This is a genomic window from Tenacibaculum holothuriorum (genome assembly GCF_002120225.1).
GTDB lineage: Bacteria > Bacteroidota > Bacteroidia > Flavobacteriales > Flavobacteriaceae > Polaribacter > Polaribacter holothuriorum.
On sequence record NZ_LAPZ01000007.1, the window covers coordinates 1 to 20,582 of the forward strand.

Here is a 20,582-nt window from a genome sequence, read left to right on the forward strand (position 1 = left end):
CACAAGTACTGATGTAACGACAGATGAATTAATTATAGGAGTAGATACAGATGGAGATGGAATTCCAGATTCAGTTGATGTAGATGATGATAATGATGGTATTCCGGATGAAGAAGAAGGAGATGGATCTACTGATACTGATGGAGACGGTATACCAGATAGTTTAGATTTAGATAGTGATAATGATGGAATTTTAGATGTAGATGAGGGAGGAAATGGAGATTTAGACACCAACGGAGATGGAGTTATTGATTCTAATGATACTGGTTACACAGATACCAATGGAGATGGTCAAGCAGATGATTCAGTAGATTCAGATGAAGAGCCAGATACCGATGGAGATGGAATACCAGATTATCAAGATTTAGATAGTGATAATGATGGAATTAATGACGTTATTGAAGGAGGAAATGGAGATTTAGATACTAATAATGATGGAGTAATCGATTCAGATGATACTAATGGAGCTGATTCAGATGGAGATGGAATATCTGATAGTGTAGATGCCGATGATAGTAATTTTGGTGAAGGAGATGGAGGAGATGATGATCCAGTTGATACCGATGGAGATGGTGTACCAGATAATCAAGATTTAGATAGTGATGATGATGGTGTAAATGATGTTGAAGAAGGAGGAAATGAAGATTTAGATGGCGATGGTTTGGTAGATGATCCAAATGTAGATACAGATGGAGATGGTATCCCAGATTCAGAAGATGGACTTGATGGGTTTGGAGATGATAATGATCCAGATTTTGATTCAGATCCAACTGATCCATTCGATGGAGGAAATGGACCTGTTGATGATAGTGGTACAGATAGTGATGGCGATGGTATTGCGGATAGTGTAGATGGGTTAGTAGGCTTTGGAGATGCAGTAGATCTTAACACTTGTGTAGTAGTATTCAATGAATTCAGTCCTAATAATGGAGATGATATCAATAATTATTTACATATTGATTGTATAGAAAGATTCCCAGAAAACACCTTAGAAATTTTTAACAGATGGGGTAATACAGTATTCAAGATTAAAGGATATAATAATAAAGATAGAATCTTTGAAGGTATTTCAAATGGTAGAGCAACAATAGATGCCGCTGATGAGCTGCCAGTAGGAACATATTTCTATGTACTTGATCTTGGAAATGGTACAGCGCCAAGAAAAGGATGGATTTATATTAACAGGTAATAAATTGTAATGAAAATTAACACAACAAGTATTGTTAAAAAGGTTTTCTTATGTGCATTAGGTATTGGTTTTATAACTAATACCTACGCGCAACAAGATCCGCAGTATACTCAATATATGTATAATACTATGACGGTAAATCCAGCATATGCAGGTTCTAAAGGTCATACAGTTATTACTGCTTTGGGTAGATTTCAATGGGTAGGTTTTGAAGGAGCACCAGATACTCAAACTTTGAGCTATGATACTCCACTAGGACTTTCTGGATTAGGATTAGGTTTCAATTTAGTGAATGATAAAATTGGTCCTTCGCACGAAATTTATTTCGATGTTAATGGTTCATATACAATTGAAACTGGTCAAGAAGGAAATTTAGCTTTTGGTTTACGATTAGGAGGAAGGTTATTAAGTATAGATTGGAATAAAGGAAGAAGAACCGATGAACAAGATCCATCATTTGTACCTATTAATAATCGATTTTTACCTACAGTAGGAGCCGGAATTTATTACCATGAACCAGAATGGTATATAGGATTATCTGTACCAAATATTTTACGAAAAGAACATTATGATGCTGAGAATAAACCAGGAGAAGTAGCTATTGAAAGAATGCACTTTTTCTTAATAACTGGTTATGTATTCGACTTAAATGAAAGTACAAAATTTAAACCAGCTCTTTTATTAAAAGGAGTTTCAGGAGCACCACTTTCTTTAGATATATCAGCTAACTTTCTTTTCAATGAAAAGTTTAGAGTAGGAGCGGCTTGGAGGTGGGGAGATGCTATTAGTGCTATGTTAGGTTTTCAGGTAAGTGATTCTTTACATTTAGGATATGCTTATGATTTAACTACTTCGAATTATAATGTAGTAAATAACGGAACGCATGAAATAATGTTACGTTATGAAATTTTTGAAGGTGGAATTCGATACAAATCACCAAGATTTTTCTAAAAGAAGATATATTTAAGTTTAAATGGGGGGAAAAAAACTATTAATTTTCGCAGTCTTGTTAATGACTGTTGTTTTTGTAAACGGACAAAGTAAACGTGTTGCTGATCGTTATTATGATGAGTTTTCATACATAGAATCAGCAAAATTATATAAAGCATTAGTAGAAGAAAAAGGAGATACAACAAAGCATGTATTATCTCGTTTAGCAGATTCGTATTATAATAATGCTAATACAGAAGAGGCAGAAACTTGGTACGGAAAACTTTTAGAAAAATATCAAAAAGATTTATCGCCTAAATATTTTTTTAAATATGCTCAAGTATTAAGAAGTAATGGGAAGTATAAAAAATCCGATTCTATTTTTAAACTAATCGCTAGCGAAGATGAAATTAATAATAGAAGAGAAGAATTACAAAATACCAACTATCTTTTAGATTATTCTACCGAAGAAGTTCAAAAAATAAGTTTAAGAAATTTAGCAATTAATACACCATATTCTGACTTTGGAGGCTTTATAGTAAACGGACAGGTATATTTTACATCTTCAGTTCCTAAGAACACGAAAAAAGAGAAAATTTATAAATGGAATAATCAACCATTTTTAAATATTTATAAAGCAACTGAAGATATTCAATTAACAGAAGAAGACTTTGAAAGACAAGAAAGAGATACTGTTTTAGAAGTTGTAAATCCTGAGTTAATTATTGGACCTGTTACTACCGATGTTCATGAGTCTACACCCATTTTTACAAAAGATGGAAAAACAATGTATTTTACCAGAAATAATTTTAATGGTAAAAGAAGAAGAAAGAGTAAAAAGAATACTTCTAATTTAAAAATATACAAAGCTTCGTTTGTAAATGGGGCTTGGATAAAAGTAACAGAACTTCCTTTTAATAACGATGAATATTCTGTAGGTCATCCAGCGTTAAGTGCAGATGAGAAAAAACTTTATTTTGCTTCAGACATGCCAGGTGGTTTTGGAGGAAGTGATTTATATAGCGTAACAATTAATGAAGATGGTACCTATGGAGATCCAAAAAATCTAGGTAAAAAAATTAATACTTCCGATAAAGAGTTATTTCCATTTATAGGAAAAGATAGTACACTGTATTTCTCATCAAATGGGCATTTAGGTTTTGGATTATTAGATATTTTTCAATCTAAAATTAAAAATGATTCAACGTTTACGGCTCCAAAAAATTTAGGAGATCCGTTTAACAGTAAAAAAGATGATTTTTCTTTTTTCTTAGCTGAAGATGGTAAACGAGGATTCTTCTCTTCTAACAGAAAAAAAGGAAAGGGAGACGATGATATTTATAGTTTTTACATCTATACAACACCTGCAATTTGTAAGCAAGTAATTGCTGGAGTAATTACAAATAGTAAAACAAAAACACCTGTTAATGGGGCAGTTGTTAAATTAATAAATAACGAAGGAAAAGTAATAGAAGAGGCTATAACTGATATTGCTGGTAATTATAAATTCAACGAAGTATTATGTGATGCTAAGTTTACTGTAAAAGTTAGTAAATTAAATTATAAACCTAATAAAAAAGCTACTCAAACCACAGTTACTGCTGGCGGTATAGTTAAGAGTAATGTTGAGTTAATTCCATTAATAGTAGGAGATCAAATTGTAATTAATCCAATTTATTTTGACTACGGAAAATCGGTAATTAGAGACGATGCACAGTATGAATTAGAAAACATTGTAACCGTTTTAAATAATCATCCAGAATTAGTTATAAAAATTGAAGCTCATACAGATAGTAGAGGTCCAGACGATTATAACAAAAAACTTTCTGATAGAAGAGCAAAGGCAACTCGCGATTTTATTTTATCTAGAGGAATTAAAGCTAAACAAATAGAAAGTGCTATAGGTTACGGAGAAGAGCAATTGTTAAATCACTGTAATAATGCTAACCAAAAGAAGTGTAGTGAAAAAGAGCATCAAGCAAATAGGCGTTCATATTTCTATATAGTAAAAGGAAATGAAAGTATTAAAGCACGTGAAGAGGCAGAGATAATAAAAGTGCAAAAGAGAATTTCTAAAAGAAATAGCTTCTTACAGTTCTTAAGAAAAAACATGAAGAAAAAAGGAAATACTACTTCAGATAAATGTTTAATAGGCGAAGAAGAAAATTGTAAAAAGGATAAAAAGAAATTTAAAGTTATTTATAGAAACCAATAATTTATTTCAGATCCCCTGATTTTTAAAGATAGTTGATAAACAACTATTTTTTCCCTTAAGTTCTGCCCAATCTAATTTAGATTGGGCTTTTTCTTTGTATAGTTTTTCATTTTTTTAACATTTTAATCATAATAATAAAATGCAAAGCAAGTTATTAGCAGCAAATCAATCTATTATTAAAAATGAAAAAACAAATCTTTCCAATTATAGCAATTTCTTTGTTAGCAGTATCATGCGTGTCTAAAAAGAAATATCTAGCGTTAGAACAACAGTATAACGATACTAGAGGAAACCTTCAAAAAACAACGTTAGAAAAAGAAAATCTAGAAGCTAAATTTGCTAAGATTGAAAAAAGAGTAGCATCGTATAATGAAAAAATAAATTCATTAAAAAACGTAAACTCATCATTAGAAAAAGAAAATAGCGTAAAGTTAGATTTAGTAGGAAATACAGTGATCTCGAATTCTTTAAAAGAAAAAATGAGAGAAACGTTATCAAAAGTAGATCCAGCTGAATTAGCAAATGCTAAAACATTAAAAGATTCTATGAATGTAGCGGTAGCTTATAACTTAAAAAAGTCTATCAATACTTCAGATTTAGAAAATTCAGACGATGTTAATATTGATATTGACAAGACTGTAGTTATGATTTCGGTATCAGACAAAATGTTATTTAACACAGCGAGTTACAAAGTAAAGCGTAGCGCTCATAGGTTAATTAAAAAATTAGCAGATGTAATTAAGTCTGAACCAAGTATGGATGTTATGATTGAAGGTCATACTGACTCAAGAACAATTAACAATGCAGTATTACAGGATAATTGGGATTTGAGTGTAAAAAGAGCTACATCAATTGTAAGAATTTTAGAAAAAAAATATGGTATTAATCCAAGTCGTTTAATAGCATCGGGTAGAGGAAGTTCTGTACCATTAGTTGATAATACTACACGAGCTAATAGAGCAAGAAATAGAAGAACGAGAATCGTTATTTTACCAAATTTAGATAAGTTTTTTGGTTTGCTAGCCGAAGAAGAAAAGATAAAATCTTAAATTAAAAGTTTTATTAAATGTAAAAACGCTGAGTAATTTAATTACTCAGCGTTTTTTAGTTTAAAGCACAACATTTCTTAAACTTAATTCCGCTGTTACATGGACAAGGATCGTTTCTAGAAATTTCAGCTTTTATAGTATGTAATTTCATTTCATCCATTTCTTGTTTAAATATTTTTTCTAATAGTAAATATAAATCAGGATGTTTTCTTGCTAATAGTTTTGGACGCTCAAAAAAATACTCACTTACTACAGAGAAAAATTCAGCTCTATTTGTTCCTCCATATGGATTAATGTCTGAAGTTTTATCATAGATTTCGTCAATTTTTTGTGTCATCAAATCTATCCAAGGAATGGTATATTGTTTTTCTAAAAGTACTTTTGGAATTCCGTCTATATTACCATCTAACTTATCAATTAAATGAACAAATTCGTGAATAGCTGTATTCTTTTTATCAGATTCATTGCTAAAACCATGGTGTAAAGCGGGTTTCGATAAAATCATTTTTCCTTCCATATAACCATTTCCCACCATTCCTAAAATTCGGCGATGATTGTTTCCTGATGTTTCAAAGTCTTCATTAAACATATCAGGATAAAGAATTACTTCAACAATGTTAGGATATTTCCATTTCGGAAAATTAAAAATAGGAATAATTGCACTCGACGCTATGAGAAGTTTATCTGTAATTACCACATTAGTATCTACTCCAATAATAGAACAATTCAATAAAAATTCATGAACCTTGTATTCAAATAATTCTTTTTCTTGAGGAGTTAAAGCATTGTAAAAAGCTACTTTTTTGGTAAGTATTGCTTTCCAAGAATTAGGGAAATTTTCTTTAGGTATATTCCAATTATTTTTAGCCTCTTTTTTAGTAGAAGAGATGGTATATAAAGTAATAATAATTATTAGAAAAGCAGTAGCTAAAACCATAAAGCAATTTTAAGTTTCATCAAAAATACACGATTTTTTCATTTGAGTAGTTTGGGGAATGTTTATGTAAAAAGAAAAAACTCACCTTTTTGAGGTGAGTTCTTCAACTTATAATTTAAATGTAGTAATAATTATTTACCTGCTTTATCTACTACAACACGATTTTCTCTATTGGCAACTTCCCAAGCTGTATGAAATACTAAACGAACACGTTTTTCTAACATCTCATAATTAATTTTGTCTGGAGTATCAGTTGGTTGATGGTAATCTTCGTGAGTACCATTAAAATAGAAAATAATAGGAATATTATGTTTAGCGAAGTTGTAATGATCAGAACGATAGTAAAAACGATTCGGATCGTTTTCATCATTATACTTATAATCCAAATCAATATTGGTATACTTTTTATTCATTTCTTCCGAAAGGTTATGCAACTCTGTACTTAACTTATCAGAACCAATTAAGTATATATAATTTGGTTTTCCTATATGTCTATCATCAACTCTACCAATCATATCAATATTTAAATTGGTCACTGTATTTGCTAATGGGAAAATTGGATTTTCAGTATAGTATTTAGAACCTAATAAACCTTTTTCTTCACCAGTAACATGTAAAAACAAAACAGAGCGTTTTGGTCCTTTACCAGCATCGGCAGCTTTTTTAAATGCTTCTGCAATTTCTAAAATAGCTACAGTACCCGATCCATCATCATCTGCACCATTATATACTTTTCCGTTTTTTACACCTTCATGATCTAAATGCGCAGAAATAACTACGATTTCATCTGGTTTTTCTGTTCCTTTTATAAAAGCTACTACATTTTCAGAATCTTTTAATGTAATTCCTCTACGGTTATTACTTAAGTATTCTGAAGGGACTTCTTGAAAATAATCATCGCCACCTAATGGAGAAGCAATTCCTTTACTAACATAAAAGTCTTTTAAATATTTAACTGCTTTTTTTTGCCCAGGCTCACCAGTGTTTCTTCCTTCAAATTCATCAGAAGCATATACGAAAAGGTGATTTCCTAAATCTTTAGCAGTTATTGTTTTTGCATATTTTTCAGAAGCATCAATATTAGAATCTGCATCTACAGCAGTTTCTTTGCTCGAGCCACATGCTACAAGCACAGCTGCACTTGCCAAATACATTATTTTTTTCATTAAAAATTAATTAAGTTTAGGTTTTGATTAGTTTTTGTTAGCAACAAAAAGTTACAACTTTCAAAGTTACTTTTTCTTTATAACGAATTGTTCTAAGGTTTTGTTAAAACTAATAAGTTCTTTTGGAAAAAGCTCATCAAAAGCATTTTTTTCAATAAGTTCTTTTGATGTTCCGCTATGTAGTTTATTTTCAGTAAGTAATATGAATTCGTCGGCTAACTGTAAAGCAATATTTACTTCGTGTGTAGAAATAATAATGGTTTTTCCAGTAGTTTCTACTAATTTTTTTAAAAGTGAAAAGACTTTAAAGGTATGATGAATATCTAAATGTGCTGTAGGTTCATCTAGAATAATAATCTCAGTATCTTGAGCTAATGCACGGGCAATGAGAACACGTTGTAATTGTCCGTCACTTAATTCATGAAAACGTTTTTCTTTTAAATGAGTAATTTCAGTTTGTTCAATAGCCCAAAGAATTTTTTTTAGGTGTTCTTTGGTAAGTTTATCTACCCAATTAGTATAAGGTTGTCTACCCAGAGCTACCAATTCAAAAACGGTTAACTGACTTAAAGGTAAACGTTCTGTAAGTACTAAACTTAATGTTGTTGATAGTTCTAAATTAGTATAACTAGAAAGTTTTTTATTATTTATAGTAACAGTACCTTTTAATGGTTTTTGAACTTTAGAAAGAGTTCTTAATAAGGTAGATTTTCCAATTCCATTTTTACCCATTATGGCAACAAACTTACCTTTTTCAATAGATAAGTTTATGTTTGCAGCAATACAGTTTTCTTCCTTTTTGGTCTTATAACCGATAGAAAGATTGTTGGTTTTTAAAATGATATGTTTGTTATTACTACTCAAAATTTACACATAAATTTTCTTCTTTCTTATTAATAACCAAATAACTACCGGAGCTCCAAATAAAGAAGTAATTGCGTTTATTGGTAAGGTAAATTCGCTTGTTGGTAATTGAGCAAAACTATCACAAATTAGTAATATAATAGCACCTATTATTGCCGAAGCAGGAATTAATAATTTATGATTAGAACTCGAAAATATCATTTTCGCTATATGAGGAACCGCAATACCTACAAAAGCTATAGGACCTGAAAATGCAGTAATTACACCAGTAAGTAAACTAGTAATTAGCAGTATGATATTTCTACTTTTTTTAATGTTTATACCTAAACTCTTAGCATAGTTTTCTCCTAATAATAAACTATTTAAAGGTTTTATAACAAATAATATACAAGATATACTTATGAAGTAAATAATAGAAAAAATGCTTAACTCGTTCCATGTAAGATTGCCTAAGCTACCAAAACTCCAAAACATGTATTGTTGAATTTGTTCTGCTTCACTAAAGTAAGTTAATACACTTATTACCGCAGATGTTAATGAGCCAAACATTAATCCAATAATTAAAATAGACATGGTATTTCTAATTTTATTTGCAGCAGCAATTACAGCCAATAAAACTAAGAAAGAACCTAAACTGGCAGCAACAGCTGTAGCCCAATTACTAAAAACAGAAGAAGCTAAAAATCCACCAAAAATACTCGATCCTAAGATTAGTAAAGCAACACCTAAACTTGCACCAGATGAAATTCCTAATACAAAAGGACCTGCTAGCGGATTTCTAAATAATGTTTGCATTAACAATCCACTGATTGCTAATCCTGATCCAACTAAAATAGCTGTAATAGTTTTTGGTAATCGGTAATTTATAATAATGGTATTCCAACTTTCTTTAGAAACGGTTTTTCCTAATAAACTGTTTAAAATTTCATCAAAAGGAATAGAAATAGACCCTAAACTAATATTTAAAAAAGCAAAAACAAATAGTAAAACTATAAGTAAAGTAAAGTAGTTAATATTTGTTTTAGTAGAATTCAACTAATTAATAGATTTTAAAAACTCAATTAATTTTTGAATAGCTAACCCTCGGTGACTTATAACATTTTTTTCTTCAGAAGTCATTTGAGCAAAAGATTTTTTAAAACCATTTGGTTGAAAAATAGGATCGTAACCAAAACCTTTTTCTCCTTGTTTTTGGTGTAAGATTTCACCATTGCAAATTCCGTCAAATAAATATTGTTCATCATCTAAATTTAAACAAATAGATGTTCGGAATTGAGCTTTTCTATTGGTAGAATTTCCTAATTCGGTAAGTAGTTTTTGCATGTTATTTTCTGCATTAGCAGGCTCACCTGCATAACGGGCAGAATACACCCCAGGAGCGCCATCTAAATTTTCCACTTCTAAACCAGTATCATCAGCAAAACAATTATATCCGAATTTTTCGGTAATATAATTCGCTTTAATTTGCGCATTTCCTTCTAAAGAAGTTGCTGTTTCTTCTATTTCATCAAAACAATTAATGTCTTTTAAAGAAAGTAATTCAATAGATTTAGGAAGCATTTTTTGTACTTCGGCAAGTTTATTTAGATTATTAGTAGCAAAAACTAACTGCATTATTGTAATTTTAGGTAAACAAAAATATCAAAATTTATAATCTTTGTACTAAGAAGTAAACAATTTTTATAATAAACTAAAAATAGCTGAACTCCTTGTAAATAAAGGAATGTCGTTAAAATGTCGGGTTTAAATCTATGGAAATGTTTTATGAAATTAAAAAGCTAAACTAACATTGTATGAAAAATGAAAATTTATATATCATGAAACAACCAGCATTAGGAAAGAAAATTTCCGAACTACGAAAACAAAAAGGATTAACTCAAGAAGAACTTGTTGAAAAGTGTAATATAAATGTTAGAACAATTCAACGAATAGAAGCAGGCGAAACAACACCAAGAAGTTTTACTATTAAAGCTATATTAGAAGCTCTTGATGCAGATATTAATATCGATAGTTTTACAAGTGAAATTGGAGTTACAAGTGAAGATAAGAAGCTATTAAATTTAGCTTGGATTTTTGGTATTGTATATTTTGTTGTGGGGTTTTTAGAAACGATAGCAGACGTATATCAATTTACTCAAGATACTTCTTACTTTAATAAAATTACATATACTAGTATTAAAATAATTTCATCAATATCGTTTGCAATATTTTTTTCTGGCTTTATAAGAATAGCAAAAATGTATTCATACAAACTATTAGAAATTATTGTTTATGTTTTTATTATAGCATTCGTAATAGCTGAATTATACGATGTGTTTTTAATTAACTCAACTAGTGAAACATTAATTATAACAGGAATAGTTGAATTAATTATTTTTGGAGCTATCCAAATAATATTCGGATTAAGCTTACTAAGGTTAAAAGACAAGTTAGGAGTATTAATTCAAATAAACGGAATTTTAGAAATTATAACAGGAGCTTGTTTAGCTACAATAATTTTAGCTTCACTAGGAGCAGTATTTTTAATACCAACAGTTATTGTAGAAATTATTGTGCTGTATAGGTTAGCGAGAAAATAAACTAATTCTTTAAAAACAAAAAAAGCGGAATCTAGTTTAAACCAGATTCCGCTTTTTTATTTGATAAAAAGTTGTCTTATCCTTTTAACGTAGATAATTCTTGTTTCTTAGCGTTAATTTCATTTTGAATATTCGCTAAACGTTTTTCTATTTTAAGAATAATAGCTTCTTTTCTAGAAATACTTTCTTTAGAAGTAGTAGGGTCTTTTTTAGCCTCTTCTAATTTTGTTTTCATTTTAGCTAAACCTTCTTTACCACTAGTTAAGATTTCTTCATTAATACTAATATCGTCTTCAAGATCACTAATTAAAGTATTCTTTTCTTTACTAATAGCTTGTTCTTCAGCTTTAATTTCGTTGTCTAACTGCTTTAATTTTTCTTCTTCTAAACGTAAAGCTTCTTGTTGCTTTAAATAAGCTATTTCTCTTGCTTTACGCTCTTCTTCTAATTTTTTACGAGCAGCTTCTAATTTTTGCTTACGTAAAGAAATTCCTTTTTGGTTGTTACTAATAGTAGCGTCGAAAGAAGTAGAAGTTGTTTCAGCTACTTCAGCTTTTTTAACTGGATTTCTTTTTTGTTTTCTAGCTAATTTTCTTTCAAAAATGGCTAATTCCTTTTTTTGATTTTCAATTTGAGTGTTTAACTTTGTAAGTCTTAGTTGCATACTAGCAACAATTTTTTCTTTTCTATTTACTTCTTTCTTAGTAGCTTTTTTACTCTTTTTAAAATCAGCTAAATTAGCATTAACACGCTTTAACGCTTTTACGCCACTCATTAAAATTTCTTCGTTGGCACTAATTTGATTTTCTTTGTTTTTAATTTTAACTTTTAAACTTTTAATGTCGTTTTGAGCAGATACTTGTTGTATGCTTACAAATCCGATAATAAAAATAGAGGTTACTAAAAGTCTTAATGTTTTCATTTTAATTTGTTTATTGAACTTTTATTTAGATACTTTTTTGGGGCGACAAAAGTACAATTTTTAAAATGAATTAAGTATGGTAAATGAATAGTTTTTAAATGATTTTTATAAACTTATAAAAGAACTTATTCATGGTGATAAGGTTCGTTTCGAAGAATCGTAAAACCGCGATAAATTTGTTCAACAACAAATAAACGAATCATTTGATGGGAGAAGGTCATTTTTGATAATGATACTTTTCCTTTTGCTTTGTTGTAAACTGCTTCAGAAAATCCGTACGGACCACCAATAACAAAGACTAATTGCTTTATTCCCGAATTCATTTTCTTTTGTAAATATTGAGAAAATTCAATAGAAGTAAAATGTTTTCCCTTATCATCTAATAAAACTAGTTCATCAGTTGGTTGTAGTTTCGATAAAATTAAATCACCTTCTTTTTCTTTTTGTTGATTTTCAGAAAGGTTTTTAGAATTTTTCAAATCAGGAATAATATCTAATTCAAACTTTACATAATGTTTCAAACGCTTTTCATAAGTGTTAATAAGCTGAATTAAATTCTTATCATCCGTTTTGCCAATAGCAAGTAATTTTATTTTCATAAGGCAAAATTATGAATTATGAATTAGTATTTTTACATCAGAATAAATGAAATTATGATATCAAAAGAACAATTTGAAAAAGAGTTAGATTTAATTATCACAAACGCCATTAGAGAAGATATTGGAGACGGAGATCATACCTCATTGTCGTGTATTCCAGAAACCGCAACTGGTAAAGCAAAACTTTTAGTAAAAGATGAAGGAATTATTGCAGGAGTAGAGTTTGCTAAAAAGGTGTTCGCTTATGTAGATAAAGACTTAAAAGTTGAAACTTTAATAGAAGATGGAGAGAAGGTAAAGTACGGAGATATTGTTTTTTATGTAGAAGGAAAATCACAATCTATCTTAATGGCAGAACGTTTGGTATTAAATGCTATGCAACGTATGAGTGCCATTGCAACTAAAACACGTTTTTTTGCTGATTTATTAGAAGGAACAAAAACAAAAGTATTAGATACTCGTAAAACCACTCCAGGAATTCGCGCGTTAGAAAAATGGGCCGTTAAAATCGGAGGAGGAGAGAACCACCGTTTTGCTTTGTATGATATGGTAATGATTAAAGACAATCATATTGATTTTGCAGGTGGAATTACACAAGCCATTACCAAAACTAAAAAGTACTTGGCAGAAAAAGGTTTAGATATAAAAATTATTGTAGAAGCACGTGATTTAGAGGAAATCAAAGAAATTCTTTCTAATGAAGGTGTATACCGAATTTTGATTGATAACTTTAATTATGAAGACACTCGAAAAGCAGTAGCGTTAATTGGAGATACTTGCTTAACAGAATCTTCAGGAGGAATCAATGAAAAAACCATTAGAGAATATGCCGAATGTGGTGTAGACTTTATCTCATCTGGAGCATTAACACACTCTGTATATAACTTAGACTTAAGTTTAAAAGCAGTAGATTAATATAACCCAACCGTCGTTGCGAATGAAAGGAGGAAGTCTTCTTTATTGCAAAGACAAGTAAATAACTAAATACTCATGAAAAAAAGCTTAATCCTAGTAGCTACTTTGGTATTGGCAATTTCTTGTAATACAAAAGAAGCTAAAAAAGACATGAAAGCAGATATGGTAGAAAATCCGTTATTGGTAAAGAGCTCCTTAGATTACGGGGCACCAGATTTCACTAAGATAAAAAATGAACACTTTATGCCTGCTATTTTAGAAGGAATGAAGGTACAAAATGAAACTATTCAAAAAATAGTAGATAGCAAAGACGCACCTACTTTTGAAAACACCATTGTAGCTTTAGAAGAAAGTAGCAAAACATTAGACAATGTTACTGCGGTTTTTTATGGTTTAGCAGGAGCACATACCAATGATGAGATTAAAGAAATTCAAAAAGAATTAGCGCCTAAGTTTTCAAAACATAGCGATGATATCTTGTTAAACACCAAATTATTTGCACGTATTAAGCAAGTATATGACAATTTAGAAAGTTTACAATTAGATGCTGAATCTGCTCATTTAGTAAAAGAATACTATAAGAACTTTGTAAAAGCAGGAGCAAATTTATCAGAAGACAAAAAAGAAGAATTAAAAAAGATTAACTCTGAATTGGCAACTTTATCAAACGATTTTGGAAAGAAATTGTTAGATGCTAGTAAAAAAGGAGGAGTGGTAGTAACTGATAAAGAAAAATTAAAAGGATTTTCAGAAGATAAAATCAAATCGATAGAAAAAGATGGATCTTATGAAATTCAATTAATTAATACTACACAACAACCATCATTACAATCATTAGAAAACAGAGAAGTTCGTAAAGAATTATTTGAAAAATCAATTCACAGAACCGATGGAGGTGAATATGATACTAGTGATTTAGTAAAGAAGATGATAGCCTTAAGAGCTAAAAAAGCACAAATTTTAGGCTTTGATAACTATGCTAGTTGGAGTTTACAAGGAACCATGGCAAACACTCCTGATAAGGTGTTTGAAATGTTTAACGGATTAATCCCAGGATCGTTAGACAAAGCAGCTTCAGAAGTAAAAGAGATTCAAGCAGAAATCAATAAAAATGGAGGAGATTTTAAATTAACTCCATACGATTGGAATCATTATGCTGAAAAAGTACGTAAATCTAAATACAACTTAAACGAAGAAGAGGTAAAGCCATATTTCGAAGTAACCAATGTATTAGAAAAAGGAGTATTCTATGCAGCAACGAAGTTGTATGGAATAACGTTTAAAAAGCGTACAGATATTCCAACTTATCATCCAGATGTAGTGGTATATGAGATTTTTGAAGAAGATGGAAGTCCGTTAGGATTGTATTACGGAGATTTTTTCGCTAGAGATAGTAAAAGAGGAGGAGCTTGGATGAGTGCTTTTGTAAAACAATCTAAGTTACGTAACCAAAAGCCTGTGATTTACAATGTATGTAACTCGCCTAAACCAGCGGAAGGAGAGCCAGCATTGATTAGTTTTGACAATGTAGAAACAATGTTCCATGAATTCGGACATGCGTTACACGGATTATTTGGTAATCAAACTTATGCTTCTATTTCTGGAACAAGTACTTCAAGAGATTTTGTTGAATTTCCATCGCAGTTTAATGAAAACTGGGCTACACATCCAGAAGTATTAAACAACTACGCATTACACTATAAAACTGGAGAGGTAATACCAGAATCGTTACTAAAGAAAATTAAGGATGCTGGAACCTTTAACCAAGGATATTCAATCATTGAAAATTTATGTTCATCTAATTTAGACATGCAATGGCATACGATTTCTGTGGATGAGATTGTAGAAGACGTAGCAAAGTTTGAAGAAGAAGCTTTAGCTAAAATGAAGCTAAAGGTAGATGAGGTTCCACCAAGATACCGTTCAACCTATTTTGCGCATATTTTTAGTGGAGGATATGCAGCAGGATATTATTCGTATTTATGGACAGAAATGTTAAGTCATGATGCATACGATTGGTTTAAAAACAACGGATTGTTAACTCGTGAAAACGGACAAAAATTCCGTGAGCAAGTATTATCAAAAGGAAATACAATGGATTATGCTAAAATGTATAAAACATTTGCAGGAAGAGATCCACAAGCAGAACCAATGTTAAAAGCTAGGGGTTTAAAATAGATGGATAATTATTTTGACAATGAAATATTTTCAAAAGTCAATTTTAATACCTTAAAAATAAAAAAAGGAGAATATGACAATTGTACGTTCGAGAACTGTAACTTCGAGAACGTACATGCATCTAATATTCAGTTTTTAGAATGCGAGTTTATCGATTGTAATTTTAGCAATGCCATCGTAAACCAAACCGCGTTTAAAGATTGCAGTTTTTCTGATTGTAAGTTGATAGGAGTAAAGTTTAATGAATGTAATCCATTTTTCTTACAAATGAGTTTTAAAAATTGTCAGCTCAATTTTTCATCGTTTTATCAATTGAAAATTCCGAATACAAAATTTATCAATTGTGATGTAAAAGAAGTTGATTTTACAGAAGCGAATGTTTCAAGTGGAGTATTTGAAAGAAGTAATTTAGAAGGTGCAATTTTTGAAAACACGAATTTAGAAAAAGCCAATTTGAAAACTGCTTTTAATTTTTCAATTTCGCCAGAAAGGAATCGATTGAAAAAAGCCCTATTTTCAAAAGAGAATATCAATGGATTACTAAGTAGCTATGGAATTGTAATAGAAGATTAAATAAAAGTGTTATGAAAAAGGAAGATTTAAAAGCAATAAGTGAGTTTTTGAGTATTGCAGTCTTTACTGTGTTATTTATTTATATAATTTTTGAATTGTTTGTTTGGTAATTATATAGGTAAGAACTAGGTTTTTTTAAGTTATTAATTAAATTGTAAAAATGACCAGAAGAATAGAAGACAAACTAGTTAAAATTCCAGTTGTAAATTGGATTGTAGCCTTTGGAAAGAAAATTAAAATTCCAGGGCTAGAAGGAATGTCTTTATACGACGTACTTGAAATGTACGTAATTGGTATTGTAAAAGGAGCTTTAACTACTAGAGCAGGTGGAATTGCGTATAGTTTCTTTATGGCTATATTTCCATTTTTACTGTTCATACTTACCTTAATTCCTTATATTCCTATAGACGGATTTCAAGAAGGGCTTTTTTCTCTTATACAAGAAATATTACCGCCCAAGACTTTTGAAGCAGCTGATGGTGTTTTAAAAGATATTTTAAATAATCAGTACGGAGGGTTATTATCCTTTGGTTTTTTAGTCTCTATTTTTTTAATGACCAACGGAGTCAATGCCATCTTTGGAGGCTTTGAATATTCTTACCATGTAAAAGAAGTTCGAAGTGTAGTAAAAGCCTATATTATTTCATTAGGAGTATCGTTATTAATGTCGTTGTTCTTAATTGTAACAGTCGTATTGATTATAATGTATCAGATAGCACTTTCTAAAATAGGAGAGTATGGCTGGTTTGATTTAAACGATTTAGATTTATTTTACTATGGAAGAGGTTTCTTATTCTTAGTAATGATTTTTACCATTGTTTCTTTACTCTTTAGATACGGAACCAAGCAAGGAAAAGAGGTAAAGTTTTTCTCGGCAGGAGCTGTATTAACTACGGTAGTATCTATGTTTACCTTTTATCTTTTTGGTATTTATGTAGTAAAGTTTGCACAATACAATCAACTATATGGTTCTATCGGAACCTTACTTATCTTAATGCTTTTTGTTTGGTTAAACGCCATTATTTTACTGTTAGGGTTTGAATTAAACGCAAGTTTATACAGATTAAAACGTAAAAATAAAACTTCTTAATCTGCTATTTAATTCAGATATTTGCAGGCTTAAATAATAATTATCAGTAAACTGTTATTGATAATTGATAACCGATAATTGAACATTGATTTTATGAAACCAAGTATCCCAAAAGGAACCAGAGATTTTTCATCAACCGAAGTAGCGAAGAGAAACTATATATTTTCTACGATTAAGCATTCGTTTGAAAATTTTGGATTTCAACCTATTGAAACTCCAAGTTTTGAAAATTCTTCTACGTTAATGGGAAAGTATGGAGAAGAAGGAGATCGTTTGATTTTTAAGATTTTAAATTCAGGAGACTATCTTAAAAAAGTTGATGAGAATTTATTGGTAAATAAAGAAAGTCAAAAGGTAATTTCTAAGATTTCAGAAAAAGCATTGCGTTACGATTTAACAGTGCCATTTGCACGTTATGTAGTACAACACCAAAATGAAATTACTTTTCCGTTTAAACGTTATCAAATTCAACCAGTATGGAGAGCAGATCGTCCGCAAAAAGGAAGATTCAGAGAATTTTACCAATGTGATGCCGATGTAGTGGGAAGTAAATCGCTTTGGCAAGAGGTAGAATTTGTACAGTTATACGATACCGTTTTTAGTAAACTTGGATTAAACGGCACGACAATTAAAATTAACAACCGTAAGATATTATCGGGTATTGCTGAGGTAATTGGAGCTTCAGATAAGTTAATTGATTTTACAGTTGCTTTAGATAAACTAGATAAGATTGGTAAAGAAGGAGTGGTAAAAGAAATGCTTGAAAAAGGAATTTCTGATACTGCTATAGAAAAGGTTGATCCATTATTTAATTTTGATGGAGATAATCGTACTAATTTAGCAGCGCTAAGAGATATGTTGCAATCTTCTGAAGAAGGAATGAAGGGAGTAGAGGAATTACAATTTATTATAAATGCTATTGAAGAACTTGGTTTAAGTTCTGCTTCTTTAGAAATAGATGTAACCTTAGCGCGTGGATTAAATTATTACACCGGAGCTATTTATGAAGTAGCTGCACCAGAAGGAGTAAAAATGGGATCTATTGGTGGTGGTGGAAGATATGACGACTTGACAGGTATTTTTGGATTGAAAGATGTGTCGGGAGTTGGAATTTCATTTGGATTAGATCGTATTTATTTGGTAATGGAAGAGCTTGGTTTATTCGAAACGGTTCAATTACCCAAGCCAAAAGTATTGTTCTTAAATTTTGATGCAGACCAGAGTATTGCTAAGGTAAAAGCGATTAAAGAATTAAGAAATAACGATATCAAGTCGGAATTATATCCAGATGTTGCTTCGAGTAACAAACAACAAAAAAAGCAGTGGAAATATGCTACTAGTAGAGAAATTGACTTTGTAGTAACAGAGGTAGAAAATGGTACACTTGTTGTTAAAGATATGAACGCAGGAGAGCAAATAACTTGCACTGTAAACGAATTAATTAACAAACTACAGTAAATTAACGGCAATGTCGTAAATTTACGCCTTATAACTACAGAAAGAAATGTTTGAAGTGAATAACAACAAAATGAATGACGAAAGAATAGACGAAATAGGAGAGAACCACATTGCAACGTCGGCTAAAACTCCGTTAAGAGCAGATGCTTTTGATATTTCGGACAAAGAAAAAATAGAAAGAATACAAGAAAGTGTTAAAGAAATTCTTGAAACTTTAGGAATGGATTTAACAGATGATAGTATGCAAGGAACTCCTAAGAGAGTTGCCAAAGCTTTTGTTAATGAGTTGTTCATGGGGTTAAACCCAAAAAACAAACCAGAAGCTTCTACTTTTGATAACACGTACAAGTATGGTGAAATGTTAGTAGAGAAAAACATTATTGTGTATTCTACTTGTGAGCATCACTTATTACCAATTATTGGTAGAGCACATGTTGCTTATATTTCAAAAGGAAAAGTAATTGGACTTTCTAAAATGAACCGTATTGTAGAGTATTATGCAAAACGTCCGCAAGTACAAGAGCGTTTAACAATGCAAGTGGTACAAGCAATGCAAGAAGCATTAGGAACAGAAGATGTTGCTTGTGTTATTGATGCAAAACACTTATGTGTAAATTCTCGTGGAATTAAAGATATTGAAAGTAGTACAGTAACTGCTGAGTTTGGTGGAGCGTTTAAAAACAAAGAAACTAAACGTGAATTCTTAGACTATATCAAGTTAAATACAGACTTTCACTAAAAAGCAAAAAATAAAGTAAAAAGCTCATTCAATTTGAATGAGCTTTTTTTATTAATCTTCTGCTTGATTTTGCTTTAATTTTTTTACTCCATCTACTAAAAACCAAGAAGCAAATAGTAATCTTACAATTAAGAAAATATATTTATTTTCAGTTTTAAAGTTTAAAAGTACTCGATAAGTTTCTCTATCTTGAAAAAACATACTAAATGTGCCTACAAGAATAAAGATTCCTATAGCTATATATATGAAGGGTAAAACTTTTTTCATTATTGAACAGGGATTTTAATTTTATATAGTTTTCTACTTTTATTGTTTAATTTATTTTCTCTCAACCAAGGATTTACTAATTTTAATTGCTTGTAAGTAATTCCAAAGTTTTTAGCAAAAGAAGCAATATTAGTAATTGCAGTATCTACTTCTACTTCATAAGTTTTAGGAAAAGTATATAAATCGTCTTTGTCAAACTTAAATCCGTATTTTTCGGGATGTGTCATGATTTCCTTCAATGCTAAAATTCTGAAAACATAACGTTCTGTTTCGTCTGGTAATAAAGCATCGTAATAATTATTTACTTGTTGAGCTTTTAATCGTTGAGAAACTCTTCCCATACCAGCGTTATATGCAGCTGCAGCTAGAGTCCAACTACCAAATTTTTTCTTAGCATCTCTTAGATAACGAGCAGCAGCTTTGGTAGATTTTTCTATGTGGTAACGCTCATCTACATTTTTGTTTACTTCTAAATTAAACTTTTTCTCTCTAGCAGTTCTTGGTAAAAAATGCCAAAGTCCTGAAGCACGAGCATGTGACGGATTGTTAACCAACAAAGCACTTTCAGCAACTGCTAAGTATTTAAAATCATCAGGTATTCCTTCTTCAGCTAAAATAGATTCGATAATAGGAAAGTACTTATTGGCTCTTTTTATTAAGAGTAATCCGTTAGATTGCCAATAGGTGTTTACGAGTAATTCTCGATCCATTCGCTCTTTAATATCGTAACGTTCTATTGGAACTCTTTCTCCTGCCAATTCTAAATAATTTGGAGTTTTTGGAGCTTTAATTTCATAAGTTTCCGCTACATTTTTTACAATAGGCTCTAAGTCTTTTTGAATGGTATTCATTAATAAAAAAGACACTCCACCAATGGCTATTAGTGAAGCATATCGTGCTGCTCTCATCATA

The 20,582-nt window shown here is 30.4% G+C and carries 20 protein-coding genes; 11 read left to right on the top strand and 9 right to left on the bottom strand.

Annotated elements, in window-relative coordinates:
- The 4 genes from WH52_RS09200 to WH52_RS09215 all read left to right on the top strand — a co-directional run.
- A partial coding sequence (locus WH52_RS09200; protein ID WP_198938424.1) for a gliding motility-associated C-terminal domain-containing protein occupies positions 1-1,189 on the top strand: 1,189 nt, incomplete at its 5' end.
- Between the two features lie 9 nt (positions 1,190-1,198).
- Positions 1,199-2,140, top strand: coding sequence for a PorP/SprF family type IX secretion system membrane protein (locus WH52_RS09205; protein WP_086030663.1), 942 nt, complete (start codon positions 1,199-1,201; stop codon positions 2,138-2,140).
- Positions 2,141-2,201: 61 nt separating this feature from the next.
- Complete coding sequence (locus WH52_RS09210) at positions 2,202-4,334, top strand: OmpA family protein (protein ID WP_086030902.1); 2,133 nt, start codon at positions 2,202-2,204, stop codon at positions 4,332-4,334.
- Positions 4,335-4,516: 182 nt separating this feature from the next.
- Complete coding sequence (locus WH52_RS09215) at positions 4,517-5,383, top strand: OmpA/MotB family protein (RefSeq protein WP_086030664.1); 867 nt, start codon at positions 4,517-4,519, stop codon at positions 5,381-5,383.
- 55 nt (positions 5,384-5,438) lie between these two features.
- Here WH52_RS09215 and WH52_RS09220 read toward each other — a convergent pair whose 3' ends face one another.
- The 5 genes from WH52_RS09220 to WH52_RS09240 all read right to left on the bottom strand — a co-directional run bounded on the left by WH52_RS09220 (position 5,439) and on the right by WH52_RS09240 (position 9,964).
- Entirely contained in the window at positions 5,439-6,320 is an 882-nt protein-coding gene (locus tag WH52_RS09220; protein WP_086030665.1) for a zinc-dependent peptidase, read from the bottom strand.
- Positions 6,321-6,451: 131 nt separating this feature from the next.
- Positions 6,452-7,486, bottom strand: a complete 1,035-nt coding sequence (locus tag WH52_RS09225) for a M28 family metallopeptidase (protein ID WP_086030666.1) — start codon at positions 7,484-7,486, stop codon at positions 6,452-6,454.
- 66 nt (positions 7,487-7,552) lie between these two features.
- Positions 7,553-8,350: an ABC transporter ATP-binding protein gene (locus tag WH52_RS09230; RefSeq protein ID WP_086030667.1), complete on the bottom strand. Its 798-nt coding sequence runs from the start codon at positions 8,348-8,350 to the stop codon at positions 7,553-7,555.
- A gap of 3 nt (positions 8,351-8,353) precedes the next feature.
- Positions 8,354-9,385, bottom strand: a complete 1,032-nt coding sequence (locus WH52_RS09235) for a FecCD family ABC transporter permease (RefSeq protein WP_086030668.1) — start codon at positions 9,383-9,385, stop codon at positions 8,354-8,356.
- Positions 9,386-9,964 (bottom strand): non-canonical purine NTP diphosphatase, encoded by a 579-nt coding sequence (locus tag WH52_RS09240; RefSeq protein ID WP_086030669.1) that lies wholly within the window; start codon positions 9,962-9,964, stop codon positions 9,386-9,388. It abuts the gene before it with no gap.
- Between the two features lie 179 nt (positions 9,965-10,143).
- Here WH52_RS09240 and WH52_RS09245 point away from each other — a divergent pair, with 179 nt between their 5' ends.
- Positions 10,144-10,929, top strand: a complete 786-nt coding sequence (locus tag WH52_RS09245; RefSeq protein ID WP_233131540.1) for a helix-turn-helix domain-containing protein — start codon at positions 10,144-10,146, stop codon at positions 10,927-10,929.
- Positions 10,930-11,005: 76 nt separating this feature from the next.
- Here WH52_RS09245 and WH52_RS09250 read toward each other — a convergent pair whose 3' ends face one another.
- Positions 11,006-11,851, bottom strand: coding sequence for a coiled-coil domain-containing protein (locus WH52_RS09250; RefSeq protein ID WP_086030670.1), 846 nt, complete (start codon positions 11,849-11,851; stop codon positions 11,006-11,008).
- Between the two features lie 125 nt (positions 11,852-11,976).
- Positions 11,977-12,450 carry a 23S rRNA (pseudouridine(1915)-N(3))-methyltransferase RlmH gene (gene rlmH / locus WH52_RS09255; RefSeq protein ID WP_086030671.1) on the bottom strand — a complete coding sequence of 158 codons (474 nt, stop codon included), beginning with the start codon at positions 12,448-12,450 and terminating at the stop codon, positions 11,977-11,979.
- A 54-nt stretch (positions 12,451-12,504) separates the two neighbouring features.
- On the opposite strand from rlmH, the gene nadC reads away from it, so the two are divergent.
- From nadC to folE, 6 genes are all read left to right on the top strand, one after another.
- Positions 12,505-13,365 (top strand): carboxylating nicotinate-nucleotide diphosphorylase, encoded by an 861-nt coding sequence (gene nadC, locus WH52_RS09260; protein WP_086030672.1) that lies wholly within the window; start codon positions 12,505-12,507, stop codon positions 13,363-13,365.
- A gap of 75 nt (positions 13,366-13,440) precedes the next feature.
- Entirely contained in the window at positions 13,441-15,543 is a 2,103-nt protein-coding gene (locus WH52_RS09265) for a M3 family metallopeptidase (RefSeq protein WP_086030673.1), read from the top strand.
- Positions 15,544-16,116 (top strand): pentapeptide repeat-containing protein, encoded by a 573-nt coding sequence (locus WH52_RS09270; RefSeq protein ID WP_086030674.1) that lies wholly within the window; start codon positions 15,544-15,546, stop codon positions 16,114-16,116.
- A 160-nt stretch (positions 16,117-16,276) separates the two neighbouring features.
- The gene (locus tag WH52_RS09275; protein ID WP_086030675.1) at positions 16,277-17,206 is read left to right on the top strand and encodes a YihY/virulence factor BrkB family protein; all 930 of its coding nucleotides are present in this window, start codon (positions 16,277-16,279) and stop codon (positions 17,204-17,206) included.
- 93 nt (positions 17,207-17,299) lie between these two features.
- A complete protein-coding gene (hisS, locus tag WH52_RS09280) occupies positions 17,300-18,664 on the top strand; it encodes a histidine--tRNA ligase (protein WP_086030676.1) in 1,365 nt (454 codons plus the stop codon).
- Between the two features lie 46 nt (positions 18,665-18,710).
- Complete coding sequence (gene folE / locus WH52_RS09285) at positions 18,711-19,403, top strand: GTP cyclohydrolase I FolE (RefSeq protein WP_086030677.1); 693 nt, start codon at positions 18,711-18,713, stop codon at positions 19,401-19,403.
- Between the two features lie 51 nt (positions 19,404-19,454).
- Here the strand turns inward: folE and WH52_RS14805 are convergent, their stop codons facing one another.
- Both WH52_RS14805 and WH52_RS09290 read right to left on the bottom strand, forming a co-directional pair.
- Complete coding sequence (locus WH52_RS14805) at positions 19,455-19,670, bottom strand: hypothetical protein (RefSeq protein ID WP_143592128.1); 216 nt, start codon at positions 19,668-19,670, stop codon at positions 19,455-19,457.
- Complete coding sequence (locus WH52_RS09290) at positions 19,670-20,581, bottom strand: lytic transglycosylase domain-containing protein (protein ID WP_086030678.1); 912 nt, start codon at positions 20,579-20,581, stop codon at positions 19,670-19,672. Before WH52_RS09290 ends, WH52_RS14805 begins: the two co-directional genes overlap by 1 nt.
- Position 20,582: the final 1 nt, after the last annotated feature.